The following is a 14,752-nucleotide window of genomic DNA, read 5'->3' on the forward strand; positions in this document are numbered from 1 at the left end:
GCGTCGACGGGGGAGGACCAGTGGATCTCGACGCGTACGTCGCCGAGCACAGCCACGAGTGGCGGCGGCTGGAGCTGTTCTGCGACCGCCGCCGGCTCGACGCCGACGAGATCGACGAGATGATCGTCCTCTACCAGCGCACCGCCACCCACCTGTCGGCGCTGCGCAGCCGGGCGCCCGATCCGGCCCTGGTCAGCCGGCTCTCCCAACTGGTGCTGCGGGCCCGCGCCCGGATCACCGGCCGCCGTCGGCCGTCCTGGGCCGCCCTCGGGCGGTTCGTCGTCGTCGGGTTCCCCGGCGCGGTCTACCGGGCCTGGCCGTGGTGGTGTGCGGTGGCCACCGGGTTCAGCATGCTCAGCGGCTTCCTCATCTGGTACGTCGCGGGCAACCCGGGCACCGCTGCCGCGTTCATCGGCCCGGACGCCGCCGCCGACCTGGTCGACTCCGGCTTCGCCGGCTACTACACCGAGTTCTCCGCCCCGACGTTCGCCTTCCACCTGTGGACCCACAACGCCTGGATCGCCGCCCAGTGCCTGGCGTCCGGGGTGCTCGTCGTGCCGGTGTTCTACCTGCTGTGGCAGAACGCGCTGAACGTCGGTGTGGTGGGCGGGGTGATGGTCTCCTACGACCGGGCCGACGTCTTCTTCGGACTGATCACCCCGCACGGGCTGCTGGAGCTGACCGGGGTCTTCGTCGCGGCCGGGGTGGGGCTGCGGACCGCCTGGGCGTGGATCTCACCGCCCGAGCACCTGGGCCGGGGCCGGTCGGTCGCCGAGGCGGGCCGGTCGGCGATCCTGGTCGCCGTGGGCCTGGTCGGGCTCTTCGCGGTCTCCGCGCTGCTGGAGGCGTTCGTCACCCCGTCACCGGTGCCGGTGGCGCTGCGGGTCGGCCTCGGCGCGACGGTGTGGCTGGGTTTCCTGGCGTACGTGGTGCTGCTCGGTCGCCGGGCGGTCGCCGCCGAGCGCGCACCGGCCGAGCGCGCCGACCCCTGGCTGGCCGAACTCTGGCCCTCCACCGACCCGGCCCGCGCCTGGCACCCCACCCACCGCCTGCACTGATCGCCCCCGGCTCAGAGCTGGCCGAGGGCCTTGAGGCGCAGGTAGGCGTCGGCCAGGGCCGGGGCGAGGCGGTCCGCCGGGGCGTCCACCACGGTCACCCCGTACCGGCCGAGGGCGGCGCGGACCCGGTCCCGCTCGGCGAGCGCCCGCCAGCCGGCCGCGGCGGCGTAGGCGTCCTCGTGGCGTACCGGCGGGGCGGTGGTCAGCGCGGTGAGCACCGGGTCGTGCACGGCCGCCACGATCACCCGGTGCCGGGCGGCCAGCCGGGGCAGCACCGGCAGCAGGCCCTCGGCGAGCGCGCCCGCCTCCAGGGCGGTGAGGAGCACCACCAGGCTGCGTCGCCGGTGCCGCCGCAGGATCTCCGCGACGATCAGCGCGAAGTCGGTCTCCACCAGCGCCGGATGCAGGGGCGCGAGCGCGTTCACCAGCCGGTGGAGCAGGGCGGGCTGGCCGCTGCCGGTGACCGTGGCCCGGATCTCGGCGTCGGCGGCGAGCAGGTCGACCCGGTCGCCGGCCCGGGAGGCCAGCGCGGTCAGCAGCAGCGCGGCGTCGATGGCGGTGTCCAGCCGGGGCTCGTCGCCGACGCGTACCGCCGAGGTGCGGCCGGTGTCCAGCACACAGACCAGCCGACGGTCGCGCTCCGGCCGCCAGGTGCGGACCAGCACGTCCGAGCGGCGGGCGCTGGCCCGCCAGTCGATCGACCGGACGTCGTCGCCGACCACGTACTCGCGCAGGGTGTCGAACTCGGTGCCCTGGCCCCGCCCCCGGGTGACCTGGGTGCCGTCGATGACCCGCAGCCGGGACAGCTTCTCCGGCAGGTGACGCCGGGAGTCGAACCGGGGCAGCACGCGCAGCGTCCAGCCGGGGGTGGCCGGCCGGCCGGCCCGCTGCCGGAACGCCAACCCGAGCGGCCCGAGCGAGCGGACCGTCACCGTCACCGCCGGCCGGTCGCCGCGCCGGGTGGGGGTGAGCCGGTGGGGCAGCACCAGCACCCCGCCGGGTCCGACCCGGGACACCCGGTCCGGTGGTACGTCCGGACGGGCCCCGGCGGACGGCACCCACCCGTCGCGCACCTGGGCGTGCAGCGTACGGCCGGAGGTGTTGGTCAGGCGCAGCGCGACGGTCGCGCGGTGGCCCAGCCGGACGGCCCGGTCACCTTCGCGGTCGACGGTGATCCCGTGTAGCGGGGCGGCGAGCGCCCAGTCCACGGCGGTCAGCAGCAGCACCGCGCCGGTCATCACGGCCACCCCGCCCAACGGGTCCGGCCAGAACGCCAGGGTGGGCACGCCCACCAGCAGCAGAACGGCCGCCCGCCAGGTCATCGCGGGGTCGGCACGGTGGCCAGCACCGTGTCGAGCACCATGTCGACCCCCACCCCCTCCAACTCCACCTCGGGGCGCAGCCGCAGCCGGTGCCGCAACGTCGGGCGGGCGGTGGCCTTCACGTCGTCGGGGGTGACATGGTCCCGGCCGGCCAGCCAGGCCCACGCCTTCGCCGTGCTGAGCAGCCCGGTCGCGCCCCGGGGTGACGCGCCCAGCTCCAGCGCCGGGGCGGTCCGGGTGGCCCGGCACAGGTCCACGATGTAGCCGAGGACCGGCTCGGCCACGTGCACCCGGCCGACCGCCTCCCGGGCGGCGGCCAGGTCGGCGGCACCGGCCACCGGTCGTACGCCGGCCGCGCCGAGGTCACGCGGGTCGAAGCCGGCGTGGTGGGCGCGCAGCACGCCCAGTTCCTCGTCCCGGTTGGGCAGCGGCACGGTCAGCTTGAGCAGGAACCGGTCCAGTTGTGCCTCGGGCAGCGGGTAGGTGCCCTCGTACTCGACGGGGTTCTGGGTGGCGGCCACGATGAACGGGTCCGGCAGCGGCCGGCGGGCCCCCTCGACCGACACCTGACGTTCCTCCATCACCTCCAGCAGCGCCGACTGGGTCTTCGGCGGCGTCCGGTTGATCTCGTCGGCGAGCAGCAGGTTGGTGAAGACCGGCCCCTCCCGGAAGGTGAACGCGGCGGTACGCGGGTCGAAGATCAGCGAACCGGTGACGTCACCGGGCATCAGGTCGGGGGTGAACTGGACCCGCTTGGAGTCCAGGTCGAGGGCGGCGGCGACGGTGCGGACCAGCAGCGTCTTGGCCACCCCGGGCACGCCTTCCAACAGGACGTGGCCCCGGCAGAGCAGCGCGATCACCAGGCCGGTGACCACGGCGTCCTGGCCGACGACCGCCTTGGCCACCTCGGTGCGCAGCCGGTGCAGGGCGGCCCGGGCGTCGTCCGGGCCGGCCGTGGGCTCGACGGTGGTGGCGGGTCGGGTCACCGGGGGTCTCCTTCGGTCGGACGGCCGGGGGCTGCCGCCACGGTACGGGTCAGCCGGTCCAGCGACCGGGCCAGCTCCAGCAGTGCGGCGTCGGTCTCGGGTGCCGCGCCGTACAGCAGCTCGCGGATCTGCTCCGGGTCGTCACCGGTCCGCCCGGCCACCCGGACGGCCAGCTCCGCCGGCGCGAGGGTCGCGGGCAGGTCGAGCCGGCCGCGCAACCGGCCCAACGCGGCGGTACGCAGGGTCGCGGCGGTCGGGCCCCGGGCGCGGGCCCGCCGGTAGAGCCGGGCCCGGCCGAGGACGGTCTCGGCGGCGCGGACCTCGACCGGCAGCGGTTCGGTGACCGGGGGGCCGAGCCGGCGGGCCCGCCAGAGCACGATCAGCAGGGCGACCAGGGCGAGCTGGATCAGCAGCGCCCAGAACCAGGGTGGGAAGGCGTCCAGCAGCGGATGGTCGTCCGGCGGTGGTGGACCGGCCGAGTCGGGGGAGTCGTCCGATCCGTCACCGGTGGAGGTGCCGGGACCACCCGGCCGCCCCTCGCCCTCGCCGGTGCCGGTGCCGCCGCCGTCGTACTCCGTGGCACCGCCGGGGGTGGGCGACCAGGCGGGCTCTCCGCTGCCACCGGTACGGCCGAACGTGGGGGCGGGCGCCGGGCCGTCCAGGTCCAGCCACACCACCCGGCCGTGGACGCCGAGCAGGCCGGTGCCGAGCGCCTCGTTACCCCGTTCGGCGATCCGGTCGTTGCGGAACGGGTCACTGGCCCCGATCACCATCAGCTCGGCCCGGCCGGGCAGCCGGACCAGGCCGGCGGAGTAGCAGCGGTCGAGGGCGACCGGTGCGCCGGGTGCGGCGGCGTACCGCTGGAGCTGGGCGGCGGCGACCCCGGCCCGGGTGGCCTCGGGCAGCGGGCAGGGCCGGCCGTCGGTGTCCGGTCCGACCGCCCGGGTGGCCCACCGGCGTTCGGTCGGCACCAGCGGCAGGCCGGCGGACTCCAACACCCGGCGGGACGGGTCGACGAGGAGCAGCCGACGTCCGGCCGGCAGCTCGCCCAGCGCGCGGAGGGTGTCCGGGTGCAGCAGCTGCGGCGCCGGGACGAAGAGGGTGGCCGGGCCGTTGTCGAGGTCGAGCAGCGCGGGCAGCAGGCCGGTCTCCCGTTGGACGGTGACGCCCCGGGCGCGCAGCGCGTCGGCGAGACGGCTGCCACCGTCGTCGTCGGTGGCGACCGGGGAGAGGAAACCGGGATCGGTCGGGTCCGGTTGGTCCAGCGCGTGGGCGCCGACCGTGCCGGCGATCAGGGCGGCGGCCAGCGCCAACGGGACGATCACCCGGTGCCGCCGTCGGACGGTGTGGGGCCGGGTCATCGGGTGCCGCCGTCCGGCGGTGGGGCGGCGAGCGCCCGGTCCAGCTCGTCGGCGAGTTCCCGCATCCGTCGGTCGTGGCTGGCGGCGGCCGGGCGTTGGGCGTACCACAGCTCGGTGAAGATGGCCCCGGCGGCGCGCAGCGGCGGGTCGACCGGGGGTCGGGCGTGGGCTGCCGCGTCGGTCAACTCGGTGACGGTCATCCCCGGGCGGGGGGCGACCGCACCGACGGCGACCAGCCGGCGGACCATGTCGCGCAGCCGTTCCCGGACGGCTTCGGCGTACCGGCCCTCGGCGGCCAGCCGGTCGGCCAGCGAGCGCCCGGCGCCGGCGGGAAGGGCGTCGTCGCCGGTGCGTGGGCGGGGCAGGGTGGCAGCGGTCGGGCCGCCGGCCGGCCGGTCCGCCCGGCGTCGCCGCCAGCGGGGCAGCCTCAGCCGGGGCAGCCGCCAGCGGGGCAGCCGGCGGGGCACCCAGGCCGGGAAGTGGTACCAGGCGAGCGCGGTCAGCCCGGCGACCAGCACCAGCAGCAGCGCCGCCAGCGGCAGCGGCAGGCCGTCGCCGAGCGCGGCGACGGCCTCCGTCCACCACCGGCTCACCGGTCGACCGCCGGCAGGCCGGCCGCCACGAGCCCGGCGGGGGTACGCGCGAGCTGGATGTCCAGCCCCTCGGTGCGCATCCGGGTGTCCAGGTGGTTCACCGCGTCCAGGCAGGCCAGGGCGGGGTAGGCGACGCTGTTCACCGCGCCCCAGGCGATCATCGCGGCGGTGGTGCGTACGGCGGGGTCGGTCAGGTCGACCAGGTGCAGCGACTCGACGCCGAAGAAGAGCCCGAGGGCGAGACCGACCCGCAGCACCCACCAGCCGAGGTAGCCGAGCAGCCGGACGGCGGCGGCCCGACCGCGCACCGCGAGGCGGACCGCCCGGGGCACCGCCGACAGTCCGGGCACCCGGTCCAGCGCCACCGCCGCGGCGACCGAGCCGAGCAGGCCCCAGCCGACCAGCCAGGCCGGGCCGAGCAGCGCCGTGACCAGCATCAGCAGGCCGACCGCCGGGGCGAGCAGCAGGGTGACGCCCCAGCGGGCCCCCGCCGGCCGGAGGAGTTCCCCCACGCCGGCCCGGCGGCCGAGCAGCGCCGCGCCGGCCGCCCGCGCGGCCGGGTTGCCCAGCAGCAGGACGCTCACCGCCTCACCGGCGGCACCCACCGCGAGCAGTTGCCACCACAGCGGAAACGACCCGCTTTCGCTCCACCACACCGGGGGTACGGCCTCGGCGAGCCGACGCAGCGGGTACAGCAGCAGTTGCTCACCGGCGGCGAGCAGGACGCCCAGCGGGATCAGCACCCGCCCCTGGGCCCGCAACAGCAGCACGGCGGAGTCGAGCAGTTCACCGACGGTGAGCGGACGTCGGGGGAGCACGGCGGTCGGGCCGACGTCGGGCACGCGTACTCCTGCGGATGGTGGCTGGCGGGCGGCGACCTGCCCGGGGATCATGGTGACACGGCCTGACCGGACGGGTGGACCCGCCGTGCGGGCCCACCGATGCGGCCATCGGGGGAGATATCGCGCGTGGGACGTGCGGTGAGCCCTCTTCCGGCAGTACCGTGCCATCCAGACGCGATCCCACCAACTGAACGGGGATGGAAACATAAACCCCATGAGAGCCCGGGTACTGGTGGTCGACGACGACCCCGCGCTCGCCGAGATGCTCGGCATCGTCCTGCGCAGCGAGGGTTTCCTGCCCTCCTTCGTCGCCGACGGGGAACGGGCGTTGGCCGCATTCCGGGACAGTCGACCCGATATCGTGTTGCTCGACCTGATGTTGCCCGGAATGAGCGGTATCGACGTGGCGCGGGCGATCCGTGGCGAGTCGGGGGTGCCGATCGTCATGCTGACCGCCAAGAGCGACACCGTCGACGTGGTGCTCGGCCTGGAGTCCGGCGCCGACGACTACGTGGTCAAGCCGTTCAAGCCCAAGGAACTGGTGGCCCGGATGCGGGCCCGGCTGCGCCGGGGCGAGGACGTGGCCCCGGAGATGCTGACCATCGGCCCGCCCGGCAACCAGATCACCATCGACGTGCCGGCGCACACCGTCAGCCGGGACGGCGAGGAGGTGAAACTGACGCCGCTGGAGTTCGACCTGCTGGTCGCGCTGGCCCGCAAGCCACGTCAGGTGTTCACCCGGGAGGTGCTGCTGGAGCAGGTCTGGGGCTACCGGCACGCGGCGGACACCCGGCTGGTCAACGTGCACGTGCAGCGGCTGCGCGCCAAGATCGAGCCGGACCCGGAACGGCCGGAAATCATCCTGACCGTGCGGGGCGTGGGCTACAAGGCGGGTACCGGATAGCCTGGTCTGCACCGTGACCAGCACACCGAACCCCACCCCCGAGCACACCGCCGGCTGGCGTCCCGCCGCGCGGGCGTTGGGCCGTGCGCTGGTGGGCCGCTGCCTGCGGGTGACCGCCGGCCTGCGGCAGACCTGGCGGCGGTCGTTGCAGGTCCGGGTGGTGACCATCACGTTGGTGGTGTCCAGCCTGCTGGTCGGCGGCTTCGCCTACCTGATCGCCGACAAGATCACCAGCATCCTGCTCGACAACGCCGAGACCGACGTGCTGCTGCGGCTGCGCAACGGCAGCGACTACTCGGCCAAGCAGTTCAACCTCTACAGCCAGCCGCAGGAGGCGCAGCTCCAGGACACCATCGAGGGCACGGTGAACTACCTGGCCGGAGGCGACCCGCAGCAGACCAGCGGGGTCGTGGTGGCGATCACCGCCGACAACTACGCCGGCATCATCGAGACCCGCACCTCCCCGGCGATGGACGTCCGGCCACTGGTCAGCCGGGAGCTGCGGGCCGCCGTCGCCGACGGCAAGGTGGCCCACCAGATCCGCACCGGCCGGCTCACCGGCGAGCAGACGAAATATCTGGTCTACGGTTCCCCGGTGCCGACCCGCTTCGGCCAGCTGGAGCTGTACTACCTCGTACCGCTCAACCGGCAGGACGCCACCGCCGCCGACGCCCGGGCCACCGTACTGGCCACCGGGGTGGCCCTGGTGCTGCTGCTCGGCCTGCTCGCCGCCCTGGTCACCCGGCTGGTGGTGACCCCGGTCCGGGTGGCCGCGCGGACCGCCCAGCGGCTCTCCGCCGGCCTGCTCGACCAGCGGATGGTGGTCAACGGCGAGGACGACCTCGCCCTGCTCGCCGCCTCCTTCAACCAGATGGCGACCAACCTGCAACGGCAGATCCTGCGGCTGGAGGAGATGTCCCGCCTCCAGCGCCGGTTCACCTCCGACGTCTCGCACGAACTGCGTACCCCCCTGACCACCGTCCGGATGGCCGCCGACCTGATCTTCGCCGAGCGCGACGAGTTCGACCCGGCGGTGGCCCGCAGCGCCGAGCTGCTCCAGGCGGAGCTGGACCGGTTCGAGGAGCTGCTCACCGACCTGCTGGAGATCAGCCGCTTCGACGCCGGCTTCGCCATGCTCGACTCCGAGCCGACCGACCTGGTGCCGGTGGTGCACCGGGTCGCCGACCGCCTCGCCGGGCTGGCCGAACGCGTCGGCGTCACCATCGAGCTGGCCGTGCCGACGACCCCGGTGATCGCCGAGGTGGACCCGCGCCGGGTCGAGCGGGTGCTGCGCAACCTGGTCGGCAACGCCGTCGAGCACGGCGAGGCCAAACCGGTGGTGATCACCCTGGGCGTCGACCAGACCGCCGTCGCGGTCACCGTGCGCGATCACGGCGTCGGGCTCAAGCCGGGCGAGGAGAAGCTGGTCTTCAACCGCTTCTGGCGGGCCGACCCGTCCCGGGCCCGGCAGACCGGCGGGACCGGGCTGGGCCTGTCGATCAGCCTGGAGGACGCCCGGCTGCACGGCGGCTGGCTGGAGGCGTGGGGCGCACCCGGACAGGGCGCCCAGTTCCGACTGACCCTGCCGGTCCGCTCCGGCGACCGGCTCACCACCTCACCGCTGCGGCTGGTGCCGGCCGACGCCACCCTGCCCTTCGGTGGCCCCCGCGACGGCGACCTGTTGGCCATCGGGCCCGGTGGCGGTGGCGTCCTGGCCATCGGCCCGGGGCCGACCGCCACGCCCGACGAGCGGGCGGAGGCCCGGTCGTGAGCCGCCGCCGGACCCTGGCCGGGCTGCTCTGCGCCGCGCTGCTGGCGCTCGCCGCCGGCTGCGGCATCCCCGACCGCACCGACGTGCAGGTGGACGGCTCCGGGCCGGCCGTCTCGGCGGGCGCGTCCAGCTTCGGCCGGGGCGAACCACCCACCCGGACGGCCAGCGGTGCCGACCGGGAGATCTTCGTCCGCAACTTCCTGGCCGCCGCAGCCGGCGAGCCCGAGCGGGCGTACGCCCGGGTCAAGCAGTTCATCGCCCGGGAGGACCGCAACCGGCTCGCCGAGAAGCAGGGCAGCGAGGTCGCGATCAACGTGGTCCGGCTGACCGAGAAGCCGGTGATCACCGAGAACGCCAGCGGTCTGCTCACCGTCCGGGTGCCGGTGCAGCAGGTCGGGTTGCTGCGGGCCAACGGGGTGCTCGGCCCACCGGTGGTGACCGACACGGAATACCAGTTCTCGTTGCGCGGCTCCGCCGAGGCGGGCCAGGAGAGCACGACGGACGGCGGCTACTACGTCACCGATCCGCCCAGCGTGCTGCTGCTGGACACGTTGGCGCTGCGGCAGTACTACCAGACCCGCACGGTCTACTTCTGGAACTCCGACGCCACCCGACTCGTCGCCGACCAGCGTTACCTGCCGCTCGCCGTGCCGGCCGAGCGGCTGGTCAGCGAGGCGGTCAAGTGGCTGATCGCCGGCCCGTCGGACTGGCTCCGACAGGGGGTGAGCGGCCTGCCGGACCGGACCGCCCTGATCAACAACGCGGTCAAGACCGACGGCCGCTGGGAGGTCAATCTCGACCTGCCCGGGGACGACCGCCGCAAGCTGGAGAAGCTCGGCATCCAGCTGTCCTGGTCACTGTCCGACCTGGACGGGCCGCTCCAGCTCACCACCCGCAACCAGTCCCGGGTGACCATCGACGACCTGGCCGCCCACCGCCTCAACAATCCGGTCTACCCGCTCACCGAGGGACCGCAGCGGTTCACCGTCTATGACGGGGCGATCCATCCGCTCGTCTTCGAGACCGAGTCCATCGGCACCGTGCCGATCCGCGCGGAGGACAACCACACCATCGTCTCGGCCGCCCTGCGGCGGGCCGCCGAGGAGAAGACCCTCGCCGCCCTGGTGAGCACCGCCCCCGGTGGCCGGCAGCGGCTGGTCGCCGGTTCGGGCGTCGCACCGGTGCAGGTGATGACCCCGGCGCCGCAGACGTTCACCGCGATCGGCCGGCCGGTCTGGCTGCGCCCGCTCGGGGCGGCCCAGCCGTACGGGCTGGTGGTGGCCGACGGACGGCTCTACCGGTTCGACGACCGGGCCCGGATGGTGCAGGTGGCGGTGGGCGCCACGGGTCAGGTCAGCGCGGTGGCCACCTCGCTGGACGGGCACCGGATCGCGTTGATCGTCGGCGGTCGGCTCTATCTCAGCGCGGCGAGCCTCGACGGCGGGGTGGTGTCGCTCGGCCCGGTGCGACAGGTCGCCACCACGCTGACCGACCTGTCCGCGGTGGACTGGGCGCAGGAGAACACCCTGGCCGTCGCCGGCTCCACCAACCGCTCGGCGGTCTACGAGGTGAGCGTGGACGGGGCGCAGCAGGCCGCGCTGGTCACCGACGTCGGCGCCCGGGTGACCCACCTCGCGGTCTACCCGGCCAACCCGACGTACGTGCTGCCCGCCGTCATGATGATGTACGAGGCCAACGGGGTCGCCTACCGCTACCGTTCGCCGTCGGCGGAGACGATCCGCAGCGAACAGGTGCTGGACGTGCCACCTCCGCCCGCCGGTGGCCGGGCGGGCAGCCCGACCGCACCGTTCTTCCTGTTCTGAGCTGCTCGTGCGGGACGTCGGCGGACTCTGGGCGGACCTGACCGATCTGGTCTTCCCGACCGGGTGCGCGGGCTGCGGGCGGCGGGACGCGACCCTGCGACAGGGCTGCTGCCCGCAGTGCGTACGCCAACTCGCCGCGCTGCGGCCGGTGCCGGCCCGACCCACCCCGCCCCCACCCGACCTGCCGCCCTGCCACGCTCTCGGCCCGTACGCGGGTCCGCTGCGGGAGGCGCTGCTGTCGTACAAGGAGCGGGGCCGGCACGGGCTGGCCCGGCCGTTGGGCGGGTTGCTGGCGGAGGTGGTGGCGGCGTCGGTGGGGTCGGCCCGACCGGTGCTGCTGGTGCCGGTGCCGGACCGGGCGGCGGCGGCCCGGGCCCGCTACGGCGACCACCTGACCCGGTTGGCCCGGCACGCGGCGGTCCGGTTGCGGCGGGCCGGCTGGGACGTGCGGACGGCGGTGCCGGTGCGGGCGCTGCCCCGGCCGGATTCGGTGGAGCTGGATCACTCGGGACGGGCCGAGGCGGCGGCGTCGGCGTTCCGGCTGCGGCCGGGGTGGGCCGGCCGGGGCGCGGGTGGCCGGACGGTGGTGGTGTTGGACGACATCCTGACCACCGGGGCCACCCTGGCGGCGATGAGTCGGACCTTGCGCGCGGCGGGAATGACGCCATACGGCGCGGCCGTGTTGGGTGCAACGCAAAAGCGGCGGCATTGGTGACGCTTCGTGTTTCCGTTTCACCCCATGGTGTTGGTTGCTGTTAATTCTCTGAGCGTTTCCCACAACCGGGGGTGACTGTCGGGCGAACAGGAGTTAGCGTTTTCGTGTCGGGGTAGGAAGGGTTTCCCACCCGCCCCCGACGGTGGAAGGAGGCGTAGCCGTACCTGACCGGTCGACGCTCCCAGGGGCCCTCCCGAGGTCGCTCGACCGGATTCGAAGATCAGCCGACCATCCGGAAAAGGGAGGTCACGTGGACATCGTGGTCAAGGGTCGAAACGTCGAAGTGCCGGACCATTACCGGGTACACGTAGCGGAGAAACTCGCAAAGATCGAACGCTACGATCACAAGCTCATCCGGGTCGATGTGGAGCTGTTCCACGAACGCAATCCCCGCCAGTCCGACACCTGCCAGCGTGTGGAGATCACCTGTGTCTCCCGTGGGCCGGTGATCAGGGCCGAGGCCTGCACGAACGACTTCTACAGCGCGCTGGACGCGGCCATCGCCAAGCTGGACACCCGACTGCGCCGGGCGGCCGACCGCCGCCGCGTACACCGGGGCCGGCATGCGCCGATCTCCGTCGCCGCCGCCACCGCCGGTCTGCCGGTGGCCGGTCTGGACGACGTCGCCGTCGCCGCCACCGGCACGGCCACCGCGACCGCCGTCGAGGAACGCCCGGAGGAGCACGACGACCAGCCCTGGCACATCGCCCGGGCCAAGGTGCACCCCGCCGATCCGATGACCGTCGACGACGCCCTGTTCCAGATGGAACTCGTCGGCCACGACTTCTACCTGTTCCACGACAAGGAGTCCGGCCGCCCCAGCGTCGTCTACCGCCGCCACGCCTACGACTACGGCATCATCTCCCTGGACACCTAACAACCCCCGCCCTTCCCTCCCCTCTCCCCGTCCCCCGCCCCTTCCGTCGTCGGTGATCAAGAGGGTTGCGTCAGCTTCGAAGATCGAATTGACGCAACCCTCTTGATCACCCGGGGAGTGGGTGGGGGGTCGGGGTGGGGTCGGTGGGGAGGCGGGACCAGAGGAGGGTGTCGGGGCGGGGGGTGCCGGGGTCCGGGGCGGGGAGGCGGGCGCGCATGAGGCCCTCCCGGTGGAAGCCGGCCCGGGTCAGGACCCGCTGGGAGGCGGTGTTCCAGGGGGCGGTGCCGGCCCAGAGGCGGGCCAGGCCCACCGGGTCGAACGCCCAGCCCGCCAGCAGCCGGACCGCACGGGTGGCCAGGCCCCGGCCGCGCGCCTCGGGCAGCAGGCTGTAGCCGATCATCGCCTGACCGGTGGCCGGCTCGTCGTAGATCAGGGCGCAGCCGCCGACCATCGTGCCGGTCACCGCGTCGCACAGCGCGAAGTCGGCTGACCGGCCGGTCAGCCAGTCGCTCTCGGCGACGGCGCAGCGCCGGTCGATGTCCGCCCGGGTCGGTGGGACCGGCCGGACCCGGGTCGCCACCACCTCGGGGCGGGTGTGCAGCCGGTGCAACGCCTCGGCGTCCGCAGGGGCGAGCCGGCGCAGGGTCACCACCGTGTCGGTGAGCCGACCGTCGGGCAGGTCCGGCAGCGGACGCGGGAGCGGGCCCGGCGGGTCGTCGGCGAGGCGTACCCAGGCGAGCAGGTCGTACCGGCTGCCGTCGCGGCCCAGGCCGGCGGACCGGCGTACCCCCTCGGGGTGGAAGCCGGCGGCCAGCGCGACCCGCTGGCTGGCCGGGTTCTCGGCCTGGATCAGCAGTTCCAGCCGGGCCAGGCCGGCCCGGAACGCGGCGGTCGCCAGCGCCCGGGTGGCGGCGGTGGCGATCCCGCGCCGCCGGGCCTGCGGTGCCACCCAGTAGCCCAGCTCCGCCTGGCCCCGGCCCGGCACCACCTGGCTGAGCCCGGCGCCGCCGACCGGTCGGTCGGTGTCGGCGTCGACGATCGCGTACGCGGCCCCGCCGCCGCGCCACGCCGCCGGGGCGCCCTCGGTGATCCACCAGCGGGCGTCGGCCAGGGTGTACGGCTGCGGCAGCACCGGATTGAACCGCAGGTTCACCGGATCGGCGCAGCCGGCGACGAGGTCCCCGGCGTCGTCGGGGCGGTACGGCCGCAGCCGCACCGGACCGGCCTCGACGACGTCCGGGGTCACGTCAGATCCTCGGCGAGCAGCGCGCCGACCCAGGCGTCGACCCGGTCCCCCCGTTGCGAGACCCCGCCCCGCAGGGTGCCCTCGACGGTGAAGCCGGCCTTCTCGGCGACCCGGCGGGAGGCGGTGTTGCCGACGTGGGCCTTCCACTCGACCCGGGCCAGGCCGAGGCCGGTGATGCCCCAGGCGGTGAGCGCGCCGAGCGCGGCCGGCATCCAGCCCCGCCCCCGGGCGTGCGGCGCGGTCATGAAGCCGACTTCGGCCAGCAGCGGGTCGGTGGGGTTCAACCGCAGGTCGACGGTGCCGGCGAAGGCGTCGTCCGGGTCGGCCAGCACGAAGCACGCGCTGCTGCCCCGCGCCCAGGCCAGCCCGCCGTAGCCCAGGTAGCCCTCGGCGTCGGTGCGCTGGTAGGGGTGCGGCACGCTGGTCCACCGGACGGTGTCGGGGTCCCGGCAGGTGGCCACGACCCCGTCCAGGTCGCGTTCCTCCATCGGTCGTAGCCGCAGCTCGGTGTCCCCGGTGGCGGCGAAGAGGACGGGTGGGGGCCGGCTGAACACGGCGGCCCGCCGGGCGTCCAGGGTGCCCGACCCGGCGGGGCCGGTCGCGCCGACGGCGGGCACCTCCCCGGGCAGCAGCGAGCCGACCCACCCCTCGGCCCGGCCGTCCCCGGCGGGGTGGGCGAGCCGTAGTTCGCCGGAGACCTGGATGCCGGCCCGCAGCGCGACCAGCCGGGAGAAGTGGTTGCCGACCTCGGCCTGCCAGATCAGCCGGCGCAGGGACAGCGCCTCGAAGGCCCAGCGGGCGACCGCCCGGACGGCCCGCACGGTGACCCCCCGGCCGCGGGCCCACGGGGCGGTCCAGTAGCCGATCTCGCCGGAGTCGAGGGTCCGGTCGATCGAGACCAGGCCGCAGGAGCCCAGCAGCTGGCCGGTGGTCGCGTCGCAGACCGCGAACGGCGCGCCGGTGCCGTCAGCCCAGGCGCGGGTGGCGATCTCGGTGACGAAACCATGGGCGTGTTCAGGCCGGTACGGACGCGGTACGGTGGTCCAGCGCTGGATGTCCGGGTCCTGGCAAGCCCGGTGCACGTCTTCCGCGTCCGAGGCGAGCCACGGACGCAGCAGCAGGCCGTCCTCGATGATCTCCACAGGCTCCATCCGAGTCATCGTGCCGGATCGTTCGCGGTGGGCGTAACCGGATAATCGTGGGTGGCGGGCCGAGCCGAGCGTTATGTCGGTTTAGTCGGGCCGGACCGCCGCC

General features: G+C 74.7%; 13 protein-coding genes. 6 read left to right on the forward strand and 7 right to left on the reverse strand.

What is annotated here, in order from left to right; translation table 11 throughout:
* The first annotated feature begins 20 nt into the window (after positions 1-20).
* Positions 21-1,058: a stage II sporulation protein M gene (locus tag ACQP1S_RS05185; RefSeq protein WP_432903567.1), complete on the forward strand. Its 1,038-nt coding sequence runs from the start codon at positions 21-23 to the stop codon at positions 1,056-1,058.
* An 11-nt stretch (positions 1,059-1,069) separates the two neighbouring features.
* On the opposite strand, the gene ACQP1S_RS05190 is transcribed toward ACQP1S_RS05185, so the two are convergent.
* The 5 genes from ACQP1S_RS05190 to ACQP1S_RS05210 are packed head-to-tail and all read right to left on the reverse strand — an operon-like array spanning position 1,070 to position 6,162.
* Complete coding sequence (locus ACQP1S_RS05190) at positions 1,070-2,380, reverse strand: DUF58 domain-containing protein (protein ID WP_432903570.1); 1,311 nt, start codon at positions 2,378-2,380, stop codon at positions 1,070-1,072.
* On the reverse strand, positions 2,377-3,366 hold the full coding sequence (locus ACQP1S_RS05195) for an AAA family ATPase (RefSeq protein ID WP_432903573.1): 990 nt from the start codon (positions 3,364-3,366) through the stop codon (positions 2,377-2,379). Before ACQP1S_RS05195 ends, ACQP1S_RS05190 begins: the two co-directional genes overlap by 4 nt.
* Positions 3,363-4,727: a DUF4350 domain-containing protein gene (locus ACQP1S_RS05200; protein WP_432903576.1), complete on the reverse strand. Its 1,365-nt coding sequence runs from the start codon at positions 4,725-4,727 to the stop codon at positions 3,363-3,365. The genes ACQP1S_RS05195 and ACQP1S_RS05200 overlap by 4 nt, the downstream gene beginning before the upstream one ends.
* Positions 4,724-5,320: a DUF4129 domain-containing protein gene (locus ACQP1S_RS05205; protein WP_432903578.1), complete on the reverse strand. Its 597-nt coding sequence runs from the start codon at positions 5,318-5,320 to the stop codon at positions 4,724-4,726. Before ACQP1S_RS05205 ends, ACQP1S_RS05200 begins: the two co-directional genes overlap by 4 nt.
* On the reverse strand, positions 5,317-6,162 hold the full coding sequence (locus tag ACQP1S_RS05210) for a hypothetical protein (protein ID WP_091248460.1): 846 nt from the start codon (positions 6,160-6,162) through the stop codon (positions 5,317-5,319). Before ACQP1S_RS05210 ends, ACQP1S_RS05205 begins: the two co-directional genes overlap by 4 nt.
* Before the next feature lie 214 nt (positions 6,163-6,376).
* On the opposite strand from ACQP1S_RS05210, the gene mtrA reads away from it, so the two are divergent.
* From mtrA to hpf, 5 genes are all read left to right on the forward strand, one after another.
* On the forward strand, positions 6,377-7,066 hold the full coding sequence (gene mtrA, locus ACQP1S_RS05215; protein WP_067306208.1) for an MtrAB system response regulator MtrA: 690 nt from the start codon (positions 6,377-6,379) through the stop codon (positions 7,064-7,066).
* A 13-nt stretch (positions 7,067-7,079) separates the two neighbouring features.
* Positions 7,080-8,837: an MtrAB system histidine kinase MtrB gene (gene mtrB / locus ACQP1S_RS05220; protein ID WP_432903583.1), complete on the forward strand. Its 1,758-nt coding sequence runs from the start codon at positions 7,080-7,082 to the stop codon at positions 8,835-8,837.
* Positions 8,834-10,660, forward strand: coding sequence for an LpqB family beta-propeller domain-containing protein (locus ACQP1S_RS05225; RefSeq protein ID WP_432903586.1), 1,827 nt, complete (start codon positions 8,834-8,836; stop codon positions 10,658-10,660). Before mtrB ends, ACQP1S_RS05225 begins: the two co-directional genes overlap by 4 nt.
* Before the next feature lie 7 nt (positions 10,661-10,667).
* Entirely contained in the window at positions 10,668-11,375 is a 708-nt protein-coding gene (locus ACQP1S_RS05230; protein ID WP_363674195.1) for a ComF family protein, read from the forward strand.
* A gap of 250 nt (positions 11,376-11,625) precedes the next feature.
* Positions 11,626-12,252, forward strand: a complete 627-nt coding sequence (hpf, locus tag ACQP1S_RS05235) for a ribosome hibernation-promoting factor, HPF/YfiA family (RefSeq protein WP_328339858.1) — start codon at positions 11,626-11,628, stop codon at positions 12,250-12,252.
* Between the two features lie 106 nt (positions 12,253-12,358).
* On the opposite strand, the gene ACQP1S_RS05240 is transcribed toward hpf, so the two are convergent.
* Both ACQP1S_RS05240 and ACQP1S_RS05245 read right to left on the reverse strand, forming a co-directional pair.
* Positions 12,359-13,498, reverse strand: a complete 1,140-nt coding sequence (locus ACQP1S_RS05240; protein ID WP_432903590.1) for a GNAT family N-acetyltransferase — start codon at positions 13,496-13,498, stop codon at positions 12,359-12,361.
* On the reverse strand, positions 13,495-14,649 hold the full coding sequence (locus ACQP1S_RS05245; protein ID WP_432903594.1) for a GNAT family N-acetyltransferase: 1,155 nt from the start codon (positions 14,647-14,649) through the stop codon (positions 13,495-13,497). The genes ACQP1S_RS05240 and ACQP1S_RS05245 overlap by 4 nt, the downstream gene beginning before the upstream one ends.
* Positions 14,650-14,752 lie beyond the last annotated feature (103 nt).

It is taken from the genome of Micromonospora matsumotoense (genome assembly GCF_050951065.1).
GTDB lineage: Bacteria > Actinomycetota > Actinomycetes > Mycobacteriales > Micromonosporaceae > Micromonospora > Micromonospora matsumotoensis.